16 protein-coding genes are annotated in these 13,155 nt (G+C 47.7%); 5 read left to right on the top strand and 11 right to left on the bottom strand.

Translation table 11 applies throughout. The features are described 5' to 3' along the window. Positions 1–43 precede the first annotated feature (43 nt). Together L336_RS03820 and L336_RS03815 are read right to left on the bottom strand one after the other, a co-directional pair. A complete protein-coding gene (locus tag L336_RS03820) occupies positions 44–481 on the bottom strand; it encodes a hypothetical protein (RefSeq protein WP_015641895.1) in 438 nt (145 codons plus the stop codon). Beyond that, on the bottom strand, positions 478–2,157 hold the full coding sequence (locus L336_RS03815; protein ID WP_015641894.1) for a hypothetical protein: 1,680 nt from the start codon (positions 2,155–2,157) through the stop codon (positions 478–480). The genes L336_RS03820 and L336_RS03815 overlap by 4 nt, the downstream gene beginning before the upstream one ends. Positions 2,158–2,264: 107 nt before the next feature. Here L336_RS03815 and L336_RS03810 point away from each other — a divergent pair, with 107 nt between their 5' ends. Beyond that, on the top strand, positions 2,265–2,585 hold the full coding sequence (locus L336_RS03810) for a type B 50S ribosomal protein L31 (RefSeq protein ID WP_041191326.1): 321 nt from the start codon (positions 2,265–2,267) through the stop codon (positions 2,583–2,585). Positions 2,586–2,646: 61 nt separating this feature from the next. Continuing rightward, positions 2,647–3,723, top strand: coding sequence for a peptide chain release factor 1 (gene prfA, locus L336_RS03805; RefSeq protein ID WP_015641892.1), 1,077 nt, complete (start codon positions 2,647–2,649; stop codon positions 3,721–3,723). 54 nt (positions 3,724–3,777) lie between these two features. Here prfA and L336_RS03800 read toward each other — a convergent pair whose 3' ends face one another. Next, complete coding sequence (locus L336_RS03800; protein ID WP_015641891.1) at positions 3,778–4,326, bottom strand: membrane protein of unknown function; 549 nt, start codon at positions 4,324–4,326, stop codon at positions 3,778–3,780. 95 nt (positions 4,327–4,421) lie between these two features. Here L336_RS03800 and L336_RS03795 point away from each other — a divergent pair, with 95 nt between their 5' ends. After that, on the top strand, positions 4,422–5,258 hold the full coding sequence (locus L336_RS03795; protein ID WP_237738777.1) for a N5-glutamine methyltransferase family protein: 837 nt from the start codon (positions 4,422–4,424) through the stop codon (positions 5,256–5,258). Here the strand turns inward: L336_RS03795 and L336_RS03790 are convergent, their stop codons facing one another. Then, entirely contained in the window at positions 5,259–6,041 is a 783-nt protein-coding gene (locus L336_RS03790; protein WP_015641889.1) for a hypothetical protein, read from the bottom strand. It lies immediately after the preceding gene. 25 nt (positions 6,042–6,066) lie between these two features. Next, the gene (locus L336_RS03785; protein ID WP_015641888.1) at positions 6,067–7,725 is read right to left on the bottom strand and encodes an LCP family protein; all 1,659 of its coding nucleotides are present in this window, start codon (positions 7,723–7,725) and stop codon (positions 6,067–6,069) included. A 78-nt stretch (positions 7,726–7,803) separates the two neighbouring features. Here L336_RS03785 and lepB point away from each other — a divergent pair, with 78 nt between their 5' ends. After that, the gene (gene lepB / locus L336_RS03780; RefSeq protein WP_015641887.1) at positions 7,804–8,421 is read left to right on the top strand and encodes a signal peptidase I; all 618 of its coding nucleotides are present in this window, start codon (positions 7,804–7,806) and stop codon (positions 8,419–8,421) included. Here lepB and L336_RS03775 read toward each other — a convergent pair. Beyond that, a complete protein-coding gene (locus tag L336_RS03775; RefSeq protein ID WP_015641886.1) occupies positions 8,418–9,320 on the bottom strand; it encodes a ParB/RepB/Spo0J family partition protein in 903 nt (300 codons plus the stop codon). The two genes, lepB and L336_RS03775, sit on opposite strands and share 4 nt — an antisense overlap. Continuing rightward, positions 9,310–10,071, bottom strand: a complete 762-nt coding sequence (locus L336_RS03770) for a ParA family protein (RefSeq protein WP_015641885.1) — start codon at positions 10,069–10,071, stop codon at positions 9,310–9,312. Before L336_RS03770 ends, L336_RS03775 begins: the two co-directional genes overlap by 11 nt. A gap of 187 nt (positions 10,072–10,258) precedes the next feature. Between L336_RS03770 and L336_RS03765 the strand changes: the two genes are divergently transcribed. Then, complete coding sequence (locus tag L336_RS03765) at positions 10,259–11,332, top strand: mannosyltransferase family protein (RefSeq protein WP_160142766.1); 1,074 nt, start codon at positions 10,259–10,261, stop codon at positions 11,330–11,332. Between the two features lie 33 nt (positions 11,333–11,365). Here L336_RS03765 and rplU read toward each other — a convergent pair whose 3' ends face one another. The 4 genes from rplU to L336_RS03745 form a co-directional block, all read right to left on the bottom strand. Then, positions 11,366–11,671 (bottom strand): 50S ribosomal protein L21, encoded by a 306-nt coding sequence (gene rplU, locus L336_RS03760; RefSeq protein ID WP_015641883.1) that lies wholly within the window; start codon positions 11,669–11,671, stop codon positions 11,366–11,368. A 59-nt stretch (positions 11,672–11,730) separates the two neighbouring features. After that, positions 11,731–12,537, bottom strand: coding sequence for a sugar phosphate nucleotidyltransferase (locus L336_RS03755; RefSeq protein WP_015641882.1), 807 nt, complete (start codon positions 12,535–12,537; stop codon positions 11,731–11,733). 14 nt (positions 12,538–12,551) lie between these two features. Beyond that, entirely contained in the window at positions 12,552–12,797 is a 246-nt protein-coding gene (locus tag L336_RS03750) for a hypothetical protein (RefSeq protein ID WP_041191325.1), read from the bottom strand. A gap of 83 nt (positions 12,798–12,880) precedes the next feature. Next, positions 12,881–13,150: a rhodanese-like domain-containing protein gene (locus L336_RS03745; RefSeq protein WP_015641880.1), complete on the bottom strand. Its 270-nt coding sequence runs from the start codon at positions 13,148–13,150 to the stop codon at positions 12,881–12,883. Positions 13,151–13,155 lie beyond the last annotated feature (5 nt).

Here is a 13,155-nt window from a genome sequence, read left to right as displayed (position 1 = left end):
ATACCCTCTCAGGGTATCAGATATGATTTCTTTTGTCTACCCCTTATGGCGATCGGCGTCTCGCTGCCTGGATGACAAAGAGATACTCGATCATGTCAGTCAGTACCTCGCATCCATAGGCATCATAGCGAAGTGGCGCGAGATCGCTCAGCACGCCATCCTTATCTGATGAAACACCGTGACTGACCACTGTCTCGTTCCCCATCATATCCGCGTGCATTGTCTCAGTGATTTCTTCTCCTGTTTCTTGATCATTCTCCATCACATTGATGCGAAGCTTTTGTTGACTCGGGGAAACAACCTGGAGACGACCTCCATCCTCACGCATTAACGTATCGAAGCCATCACTTGGACGTCCTTGCCGATACTCATAGAGAACTTGCGCTAATAGTTGAGCGAGAAGCTCATACTCCTCGCGGTAATCGATCGGTCTTTCGATTACGCCGATAATGGGCTTCACATCACCAGGGATCTCACTCATGCTGCTCTCCTGTCATGTACTACTCCATCAATATATTCAAATACTATTCCTTCATCCGCGAAACGATCTGGATCGAAGGTATACCGCGTCATTACTGACCTATCCTCACCAGTACCATTATGGTGATCGTCATCAATATAACGTATCCTGCCATTGCCCCATAGAAGATGCATTGGTGCACGGCTTCCATAGACGAGCACCCTATTTTGGTTACCAATCGTAGCATCTATTGCAGCTTGTGCGACACTCCTAGCGCGAGTGCTACCCACACCTCTATCGACCTCTTGATCAGTACTGCATGCACTAAAGAATATCTCAACTGCTCCAGACGCCCCACTGGAGTCATCAATACCTCGACCTGGTTGCATAAACCCATCACTCAATAATTGATCCACTATATCTCCCACAAAAACATCACGCCTTGTTCGCATTGCCCGCCGCTCACTTACGATTCGATACCGACTTTTTCCACGATTACCCTCTATTGAGCCCGGCGAGCCATGACTGTCAAATACCACGGTACTTGGGTGAAGGCCTCTTTCTACGAGTTGTTTCTTACGCGCTTTTACTGTTTCAGCCCCGGACATCTCAAAAAATAGAACTCTCCCCGAAGTTTTACGGTATGCTCTTACTGAGTCAACGATAACGCTCTTTGTGTCACCCCTTGCATCGAAGAATACGACCGTCAGATCGCCCCTTCTCAGTTCCTCGAGTATCATTTCATCGCCATCGAGTATGCCGCGCATGATGCGTAAATCTTCTGGGCGATAGATCTCAGGAGTTTCCAGAGTAAACGCCTCATCGAGTCGCTTAAAGTCATCGATACCTACCGCTTCGACACATGCCGCGATGCCATAGATATCATCGGCTATCCGGTCACCCTCAAACGCCGTTAGTAACTCCGACCCGTTAGGCATGAGGTGAGTATGGCGGAAACGCGCATTTGCAATATAAGCGTCAACGATATGCATAGGAAGGCCAAGTTGCTCACCCATCAACCAATAGACACGATTAACAACCCTCTGATTGAAATCAGCGATTGCTTCATATGAAGTACTCTCGGGATGAGACGGAATGCGCGCCAGCTCAAAATCGCGCTCATTTGACTCCATCGCAGCAAATAGCCTCATATACTCAGGGTACGTCAATGCGTCAACCGTTGACATATCTTCATCCTGACACTTGTCGAGAATACGCAAAAGCTGCGCTGCATGACTGCCATCCAGCGGAATACTATTCAGTAATGCAGTTATAGGGTTTGCCTTGTTGTCAGGATCAGCTGTGTATATCTCCTGTAGTAACTCGGAAGGGATTGCCTCGACAACGCGCAGAAGCTGTGTTGCTTCGCCTTGATTTTCCTCAGAGAAGGCAACTTCGCACCTCCGGATCGCATCGATAAGCCCGGATGCTGCTTCAATCGAGTATCCGCCCTGTATGACATATTGCACAAACTCCTCATCGACATAATCACCATCTCGGTACGAACCAAAATCTTCTACCGCCTCGAGCATCATTTCCAGGTGGTGTGTCAAAGACTGGACGTTTTCTTCACCCAAAGGGTCACTATCATCAAATTGCACTGTCTCATTCAGATCATGGTGTTCGCGCACGCCAGCAACAATCGCATCCATCTGCGTCGCTGCTTCGTGTGTTCCAATCTCCTGCTCTACCGGCATGTTTATGTTTACTTTCTCTTCCTCCACATCATAGCATACTTGTTATGCTTTGGTACAGAGGCGCACCCTTTGACACGGAGAGACTTTTCTGCTACGATGGTACGGATATGAAAAGCAGTATTCACCCACAAGATTATCGCCTGGTCGTATTTAGCGACGAACAAGCAGGCTTTAGCTTTCTCACCCGTTCGACTGCTCAGAGTTCTGAGACGATCAAATGGGAAGATGGCAACGAGTATCCTCTTATAAAAGTCCACGTATCGTCTGCCTCTCACCCATTCTTTACTGGTGAGGAAAAGATTATCGATACCGAAGGCCGCGTCGACCGATTTGAAGCTCGCCGAAAGGCTGCCGAGGAATTGCGTCATCAAATGGCCGCCAAAGCCAAGAAGCAAAACGCTCGCAAAGCCCAAAAAACCGAAAAATAACAATATAATACTAGGGAGATTGTGCTCCGACACAATCTCTTTTTGTATAATGAGGTAAGACATGCCCACTATCAACCTCAATTTGGCCGACCTAAAAGCTGAGAAACAGTCTCTTGCTAATTTTCTGGCGCAACCAAATGCCTATGCCGATCCAGAGTATACTGCCAAAAACAAACGGTTTAGCGAACTTGATGCTATCATCGCAAAAGCAAGTGAGCGCGAGCATCTCACAAGAAATCTTCTCGAGGCAAAGGAGCTCTCTCAAGGATCGGACGAATTAGCCGACTTAGCAAAATCTGAAGTGGTAGAGATCGAGCACAATCTCGAAGTCATTGAAAACGACTTATTTATCATGCTGACCCCAAAAGACCCAAACGATGAAAAAAATATCATCGTTGAGATTCGCGCTGGTGCCGGTGGTGACGAGGCAGGCCTGTTTGCTGCAGAACTCTACCGGATGTACCTGCGTTGGTGTGAAACCCATGGCTACAAAACCGAGCTCATGAGCGAGAGTGCTAACGAGTCCGGCGGTTATAAAGAAGTGATTATCATGATTAAGGGTGATGCCCCCTATGCAAAGCTCAAGTTCGAGGGTGGTGTCCACCGTGTTCAGCGCGTACCAGTCACAGAAAGTCAGGGCCGTATCCATACCAGCACGGTCACCGTTGCCGTCCTCCCCGAGGCAGAGGAAGCTGATGTTGAGATTGGCCCCAACGATCTCCGAATCGATGTGTTTAGAAGTGGCGGCCACGGCGGCCAAAGCGTCAATACTACCGACAGCGCCGTGCGCATCACGCACTTACCTACTGGTATGGTAGTTACCAACCAAGATGAGAAATCACAAATCAAAAATAAAGAAAAGGCCATGAGTGTTCTCCGTAGTCGCCTCCTCCAAATTAAAATAGATGAGGAACAGGCAAAATTGACTGCTGAGCGCCGTAGCCTCGTCGGTACGGGCGACCGAAGTGAAAAGATTCGTACCTACAACTTCCCCCAAGATCGCATCACTGACCATCGAATCGGCTACAGCCGGAGCAATATCACTGGCGCCATGAATGGCGACATCGATGATCTCATTGAGCATCTGCAAGCATACGAACGTGAGTTGTTAGCTGCACAAGCTAATAGTAAGGGTTAAAAAACGGACTACTCCGTGACCATAGCCCGTTTTTATTCGTACTTTCCGCGTCTCTTAGTTGACGAGTGTTTCTTTGACGCGCCTCGACTGAATAAAGTAGAGGATCATCAATCCGCCAAAGACGATTGTGCCAACAATGCTACCCATGAGAGTAGCGATGTTCGAGCTGCTACCACCTGTGCCGGCAGCAAACGAAACAATCGCATTGATAACACTATAGAGCACCGCCACACCGATATAAGCCATAGCTGCGAGTTTACCAAGCTTCTTTTGCATTGAGATAGAGACCACAGCTCCAAGAGCAGTTATTGCCAAGAATGGCGCAAAAATCGCCATCACTATAGCACTTGGCGAATCAAGATTCGTAAGTGCAGCAAAGAATAGCGTAATATAGCCCACTCCCGCTAAGCCAAGGATAATTACCCAAAAGAGAAGCCAGCCGCCAATACCTTTGAGTGACTGACTTGCAACAATATACTGCACGGGAGCTCCTTGAGACTGAGCAAAATAAGGATTTACTGGTTGTTGCATTGGTGGTTGCTCTACCACCGGCGGTTGAGCTGGAGCGTGGTCTCCTTGATGATGCGGTTGATCTTGTGACATAGACGTAATCTCCTTTATTGATGATCAATTAACTACTAAGAGTGTAATACATGAGCGCCATAGTGTCTAGTGATTCGTGCTACAATCAAGGTGTTATGACCTTTGTTCTCGATAAACACACTACCATCAACCACTGGCTTCGGGATGCTGCTGAGCAACTTGCTGATATTGGTATCACGAGTGCCCTGCTCGATGCCGAGATCATTCTTTCGCATACCCTCCGAAAATCCCGAACTTTTTTGCACGCCCATGCGCATAACTTCCTCTCTTTGAGAGAACTCAATATCGCCAATGCACGCCTTGACCTTCGGCTCGATCGCACACCGATTGCCTACATTATTGGCCATAAGGAGTTTTACGGAAGACTGTTTAAAGTAACACCCGCGACATTAATTCCGCGACCCGAATCCGAGACAATCATTCAGTTATTAGGAGAATACGTCACTACCAACCCTGCCAAGCTCATCGATATTGGCACCGGGAGTGGCTGCCTGGGTATTACTGCCTGTCTTGAATACCCGCATCTTGAGGTGACACTCAGTGACAATAGTCATCATGCCTTACGCATTGCCGAAGAAAACGCTCGCCTCCTCGCTGCAAACGTTACGTGCATACGTTCCGACCTGCTTCACTCAGTTGATTCAATGAACTACCGGTACGTAATTGCCAATCTCCCTTATGTTGATCACTCCTGGCAGTGCTCTCCCGAAACTGATGCAGAACCACCAGAAGCTCTCTTCGCCGATGAAGGTGGGTTGGCGCTGATATACGAACTATTTGATCAACTTCCCAGAGTAACACAGGTGGGATCGATCCTTATTCTCGAAGCTGATCCGCGCCAACACCCTCAGATCATCGCTCGCGCAGTTTCACGGAACCTTGACCATCTTAAAACCGATGGATTTTGTCTCGCCTTTCGGCGTGCACAGTGACTATACTGACTTTATAGCACTTACATCGTTATAAAATATCACCAAAACTATCGTGATACTGAGTGCGAGCAGCGTGGGCATCAGGATGTCGCGTGTTTTGACGACGCCGTGTCGATGGTAACTTGCATAGGCACGTTCTGCAACAAAACAGTAGAGAGTCGTCAGGATAGCAAGTTGGGATAATTTTATTTGTCCAAATCCAGGAAGCGTATAAGCAAATAGCCAGTGATATCCTAGCCATCCCAGTTCGGCAAACATGAGCCCGGCAATAAGACTATAGAGCACCGTCATGTTCTCTTCATAACTACCCAGTACGTGACGTGCCGACGAATAGCCTATCAGCCACATACCAGCGACAAATATGGTCGAGTGTGGGGCATAGGCAACGAGCGAAAGAGCCGTGACTCCAAAAAAGACGGCTGCTGCTGCCTGGATTGCAACGTATAATTTACTCGAGCGAGGCTTAATAAAAAGTAGCCACACGCTGTAGATAACTGCCAACGCAGCCTGGAGCGGTACGATACCCGATGCAGCGTACATAAGCGTCACAACCGCTAACCCGACAATAATGTCGACGAGATTGGCGACAAGATTGGCAAACCAAAATCTCGGACGCACAGCAAGAGCACGCCATTTGCTTAGTAGCACCAAAAGATATGCTAGCCAAGTTGATTGGACGGAAAGAACCACGACAAACAGTGACAGCGCCAGGCCAATATTGAGAGTAATATAGAGGACTTCACTTATCCGCGAACGACGCTTATGTGACTTGAGCAAATCCATATGTGAAGCTTATTATATCACGAATCTACGGAGTAGCTGACTTAGTGGGAGGTGCCAAAATGATGACAAAGTCCACGCCTTCACTGACCGTCACTGGAGGCGCGGTTGTGACTGGTGTTACTCCGTAGAGCTCAGTTAATTTTTTGGCAGTTGCGGGCTTTTTATCGGTTAGTTGATAAATGATGTTTGCCGAATACTCTCCCGACGGCGCATTCCCTGCCGTCGCGTCTATCCCTATGTCTGCTAGAGTATCGACTTGTTTCTGAGCGGCACCTGTCACTCCTGACCCGTTAAGAACCGTCACTTGCGCGCCTTCGGCAAGTAGTGGATCGGTGCTCAACCTTTTCTTGAGAAACGCTTGTATTTTTGAGAAATTATATAAGCCCGCTCTCGGCTGGCCGGAAGGATCAACCAATTGATTGTCGATGAGGCTAATACTTTGGACGCTTGATGACGGAATGTCTTTTGCAAGTGAGGTCAAGGTCCTGATCTCGCTAGTGTCAAAGTTGGTACGCAAATTTTTTCCAATTGCGTCGATAATACCCATGACTTTTCCAATGTCAGTCAGAGTGCCGCTGCTCATGGCCTTCTCTTTGATTGCAACAATAATTTTTTGCTGATTTTTCTCACGATCAAAGTTTGACATCTCAAAACCATAGTTTTCGACATCACCACGTGCCTGTGCAAGATACAGAGCGTGTTCAGCATCGAGCGTCACCGGCCCATTTGGATAATCAATAAAATGGCCGTTGGGCGGGCAATTTTTCTTCATCGTTGCCAAGCTCGCATAGGCGTTACCACCTCTACATTTCCAGTCGAAGTTTGCATCCATCTGCCCACGTGGATCGCGGCTCTCAATGGTCACAGTAATACCACCCAGCGCTCCCACAAGATCACGCATCACACTGTAGTTGACATGTACACTGTACTGAATATCCAGCCCGACGATATCGCCAAAGAACTTACGCGCCTCGTTCTGACGCTCGGTCTCGGCGGAATCTGAACTGAAATCATCATTTGAACAAGCAAAGAATGCGTTTATTTTACCCGCATTGTTACCCGTTCCGACGCACGAACGTCCATATCGTACCTCCATGTCCCTAGGGATACTGATCATATAAGCGTTCTTATTTTTTTGATCAATGCTGAGAATCATGATTGAATCTGTCAGAGTTGCGCCTTGATGCCCCGGATCATCTTCAGACGTACCGACAATCAATACATTACTACGTCCATTAGCATCCTGTTTTAGTTCTCTCTGTTGCAATATACCGAAAAAATCTCCTTTAAATACTGCATGACCTGCGAGGAGCACTTTGACACCAAACCAGCCGGCAAACACCACCATCGTGGTGATAACAGCAATCACTAGCCACTTCACGAGTTTGCGTCGAGAAGACACGGGCCGCTTAGCGGTTCGTCGTCGGAAACGCTTATGCCTTTTTTCTGCAATCTCTACTACTGACGACTCGTCAATTTGCCTAAGTGACTCATCGACGTCCGCGCGACTCAATGCTTGACCGCTCGCAGCCAATACTGGCGCACTCTTAGTCTCCGCCCGCTTCAGACCAGATGCTTCGCTGACCGGCGCTGGCAAAACTGGGGTATACCCCTGATGATACTCGCCTATTGCCCCAGGCGAGCGTCGTGGAATAAAGCCGTCAACAGAAGGTTTTTTGACCATAAACTCCCTCTACTATAGCGGATTGAGAGGTAAAAAGAAATAAAACTGTCTATGTTTTGAGGTTATATTTACCCCCCTATGTTGTATAGTAAGGAGTTGATGGAAGCCAATTATCTTACACGACACCCCCGAATCAAAGATGCATTTCAATTTGGTATATTTATCCTTCTCGTTGCCATTGGTACTATTCTTATCAATGCCTTTGTCTTCCGAAGTTTCAGCGTCTTAGGACCAAGCATGGAATCAACGATGTATACAGGCGACAGGTTGATTGTCAATCGCATCCCTGTTACGATGGCCCAGCTAAAGAACCAGCCCTACACACCAGAGCGAGGACAAATTATTGTGTTCAAAAATCCTCGTTATGTCGCGGGTGAGCCAGACGAGTATATTGTAAAGCGCGTCATCGCTTTTGCAGGAGAGCGCGTTACCGTTAAGGATGGTGTGGTTACTGTCTATAATGCCGCTCACACTGACGGCTTTCGCCCCGATGATGCAACAAAGGGACCGGGATCCCCCACGAGTGGTGAGGTCGATATGACTGTACCGGATGGGACGCTATTTGTCTGTGGTGATCATCGCCAAGGTAATTATTCTTACGATTCACGTAGTGGGCTAGGAACAATTCCTCTCTTTGATGTCATCGGGCCAGTTTCGGCACGAATTTGGCCTCTGACTTCTATTACGTTTTACTAGTGACTAGAGCTATCCAATAATTCAGTAAGGCGCTTAAACTCATTATGATTTTTGAACGCTATGGTTATTGAACCCGCTCCCCTTGGCGTCGCTTTTATCTTCACCGGCACCTTAAATCGCTTCTGCAACCGAGAGGCCGCAGCATCAAGTGATGCTACTGTTTCAGCTCCTGAAGCTGCTGGCCCGGAAGTCACCCTATTGTGGCTTTTTAGCCGAGAGATATATTGCTCAGTCATACGGGCACTCCAGTCTTCGGCGATCATCCGCGGCAAAATACTTTCGATTGTGGCTTCATCGAGGTTGACAAGAGGTCTTGCCCTGCCTTCGCTCAAACGTCCATCGGCGAGCGCTTCACGTACCATTGCAGGAAGCCGCAACAATCGAAGCGTATTGCTAATCGTACTCACCGACTTGCCTCCCACACGCTCTCCGATTTGGTCTAACGTCAAATTAAATTGATCGCGCAATTTCAAGTAAGCTGTCGCGGTCTCGAGCGGATTAAGATCACTGCGCTGTAGATTTTCAATCAGCGAAAGCTCCAATTTGTGTTGGTTGGAGAGTGTCCGGACCAACGCCGGTATCTTAGTAAGACCAGCTAGTTTTGCTGCTCGAAATCGTCGCTCTCCGGCAACAATCATATAGTTGCCCTGATGGGGCCTTACGACGATCGGCTGCAGTACGCCGTAATCACGAATTGAGGTAGTGAGTTCACTCAGTGACAATTCATCAAATGTTCGCCTTGGCTGATCAGGATCGGGCGTAATTTCCTCGAGCCGTATGTAGCGAAGATCACTGACTCTGTCATCTTGATCGGCGGTAGGATCAAACGACTCATCAAAAAATTCCGTGGGGATGAGAGAGTTAAAACTTCTCCCTAACCCCGTTTTTTTAGCTGACACGTTCAATCACCTCCTTTGTCACTGCTTTGTAGGCGCGAGCTCCTTTACTAAATCGATCATAGGACCCGATCGCAACTCCATGACTTGGGGCTTCAGCGAGTCGCACGTTGCGCGGAATAACAGTTTTGAAGACTTTCCCCGGAAAATGTTTCGTGATCTCGGCAAGTACCTGTGTTGACAATGACGTTCGACTATCTACCATTGTTGGCAATACACCTAGTAGGTCGAGCGTTGGGTTCATACTTTTACGCACAAGTTTCATCGTCTCAAGCAGCTGGCTTAGTCCCTCGAGTGCATAAAATTCAGCCTGTACCGGTAAAAGTACATAGCGTGCGGCGATCAACCCATTAACCGTCAACAAACTAAGGCTGGGAGGGCTATCAATGATAATGAAATCATAGGCAGGACCGTTTTCAATAGCATTTTTTAGCCGGCTAAAGCGACGATTGGCCTGCGCCAATTCAACTTCTGCATTTGCTAACTCGGGGGTAGAGGGTGCCAAAAATAACCGTGCCTGCTCAGTGGGTACAATGACATCGACTAACTTCTTTGTCTCCAAGATGACGTCGTTCATTGTCCCCGTCAGCGATTGCTTATCAATACCAAGACCGCTGGTTGCATTTCCCTGCGGGTCAAAGTCAATCAAGAGCGTCGACTTGCCCATTTTTGCAAGATAATACGCCGTATTGATAGCAGTTGTTGTTTTACCAACCCCACCTTTTTGATTCGTCACCGAAATCACCGTTACCACGCTGTGCGTTTTCCCTCTCTTTCGCTAGTACAATTATACCATGATGCCTGGTCAAAAATAAGCGCATTGTCACCAGCAAATCACCACGGTATAGTAATACTCAATGCGTAGCGCAAAACAAAGGCTGTCTTTACTCTGGTCAAGTCATCCTTGGGTCGTGCTTATTGTTACCATGGCCTGTTTTTTAGTGGCAGTAACAGTACTTGGCACATGGTCAAGGGGTGACTATCTCCGCCGTTACCCCACTCATGACTACCGACTGGCCGCATTTTCCCCACCGCTCAACAATATCTTGTACTATGACAGCGAACATTACTACAATATCGCTACGTCTGGCTACGACGCCAGCACACCCACAAGTCCTGCGCGAGCACGTATTGCCTTTTTTCCCTTTTATCCAATGATCACGCACGGTCTTAGCGTTATAAGTGGCATACCAATTGATTGGTCTCTCCTCATTATTGACTGGATGAGTGCTCTCACGCTAGTCGTTGTGTTGTACTACTGGGCAATTGCCGAGCTTCGACATGCCCGCATTCGTGATAGTGCCGCCCCCAAGTTTATGCTTATGGGGTTAGTGCTTTTCCCTACATCATTTTTCCTTGCAACTGGCTATACTGAGAGTTTATTCATGCTGCTCATTGCAGGGAGCCTGCTTTCGTATAGGCAACATCGCTACGCTCTCGCGGGACTTCTCGCGGCACTGGCAACCGCAACCCGCGTCCAGGGTATCTGTCTTGTTATTTTCTTTTTCCTTGAGCTTATCAGTGTCCGACGTCGGCGTATTGTCTTGCGTCAACCTATTGAATACCGCAAACTCATTCCGCTCATTATGGCACCACTCGGAATGCTCGCCTTTATGGTATTTCAATTCATCACGCGCGGCGATGCCCTCGCTTTCATTCATGCCCAAACCATCTGGGGCAAGTTTTCATCCAACTACATTTCAAACATGTTCCTTCATTCAGATATTCGCGACGTCTGGTACCTTGCCGTCTATAGCTTTCTCTGTATAGCAACCTACAAAACACTTGGCTGGCGCTGGCTGTTATATTGCCTTGCACCGTTTGTTCTCACTCTAAGCGCTGGCTCAATGATGAGCATCAATCGCTACATTCTCTCTATTTTCCCGCTATTTCTCGGTCTTGCACTTTTTCGCCACCGTATCTCTAGGCCATTACTTGTTGGTATCGGTGCTTCTTCATTTCTGTTGCTTGTCACCAACATTGTCTTTTTCTATATCGGTGCATGGGTAGGATAAAAAAACGACCTCCTTTTCGGAGGCCGCTATTTCTTATTTTATTGAGAGTATCTCAATCTTGGTATACTTTTGACGGTGTCCCGTCTGGGTATTCACGCGTTTTTTGCTCTTGTAGCGGATAATGCGGAGTTTCTCGCCGCCAACTTTTGGCTCAACGACCTTCGCTTTTACTTTCACTCCCTTGATGAGCGGCGTGCCAATAGTTGTTTTGTCGCCATCAATCACGAGAAGTGCGTCGAGATCGAGCTCTTTTGTGCCTTCAGGGAGGAGGTCCACCATGAGGGTCTCTTTTTCGCTGACAATATACTGCTTGCCAGCGATCTTCACGACTGCTTTCATGTAATTTCCTTTTTGATTACTAACTCAGATAATGATTGTAACAGATACGGGATTGTTTTTCAAGAGTCACCCATAACAATACGGTTCGCCGCCAGCCAACCCTCAACTGTTCCGCAATCCAAATAGGTGCCCTCGATCTCAACAGCTCGCAATTTGCCCCCATTGACGATATATTCGTTCACGACGTCAGTGATGTAGTATTCGCCGGATTGCTCGGTTTTTGCATAGTCATAAATTATCCTCATTGCTTCATATGACAATACGTACTGACTGATGTTTATCAGCCTACTTGGTTCGCTACCAGGTGTCGGCTTCTCAACTATACCCTTACAGAGTGTTCCGTCCAGTGCCAGCACGCCGTAGCGGCTAATATCGCCCTCAACCCTGGCACCATAGAGCGCCCCGTCGACCCCCTCTGCCGCGTCGATAAGCCGTTTTACAGCAGATGTTCCTCCGGGGTTATAGATGAAATCATCACCGCCCACAATAACGACCGATTCTCCTTCGGCGAGCTCACGAAATACAAGGCTCGGAGGAATCGCCGTCCCATACTTCCCATAGCTCGACTGAACCACATAGTGCAGACTTACTCTGGGAGGTCGCACCATGTCAAGCAAATCGGTCTTGCCAGTTCTTTTTAGATAGTCGTTAAGATCGATATTTGAACGATAGTAGTCCCTTACCTGTTCACTATGCTCACTCACTACAAAATAGATGTCGGTAATGCCAGCCTCTATACAATCCTGCACGATAAAATCGACTACCGGCCGATTACCGACAGGCAGCATGCATTTTTCGATTGACTTTGTGATAGGCAAACGACGCGTGCCCCATCCCGCAACGGGGATAATTGCTTTTGTAACCATACCTTTAGTATGCGCTAATCTTGAGTAAAATCAAACCATGTGGGATCTTTTTTGAGGTCCTGCTCAACGCCGCTCCAAAACGTATCAAGATCACTGGCATCCAGATCTCTCTCGAGCTGCCATGCCTCATTATTTTCATGCTCGTGTTCAATATCTTGTATAAGCTCATCCGTATCGGGCTCAACCGGTGACAACCTCAAGCTTGGCGTTGCAGCAGATGGTGAGAAGAATGGATTGTGTGAGTGGTGGATTTTTAACATATAACGGTGTTTATTAGAATTGCCTATACCCATTATAAGCATAAAAGCTATATAAAGTCAAGAGCTAACACATCGCTAGCTCTTTAGGACTGCTTCAGAAGTGCTCTTACCCGCCCCTCATTGACACCATTTACAAGGTTTGTAAATCCATACTGCCGTAATATCATGCTGCACGTGTTGCTCCGCTGGCCACTACGACAGTACAAAATGATCTGCTTATCTTTTGGTACATCGCGCAGCTTTTCTGGCACCCCGCCTTGCATAAACTCGCTCGGCGAGATATTGATCGATCCTTCGACATGACTAGCCGCGTATTCAAACGGCTCTCGTGTATCGATAATGATAGGCTCCATACTCT

Origin of the sequence: Candidatus Saccharimonas aalborgensis, from assembly GCF_000392435.1 — a bacterium.
Taxonomy (GTDB): Bacteria; Patescibacteriota; Saccharimonadia; order Saccharimonadales; family Saccharimonadaceae; genus Saccharimonas; species Saccharimonas aalborgensis.
Note: the sequence above shows the minus strand (reverse complement) of the source record. Positions and strands in the feature narration are given on the sequence as shown.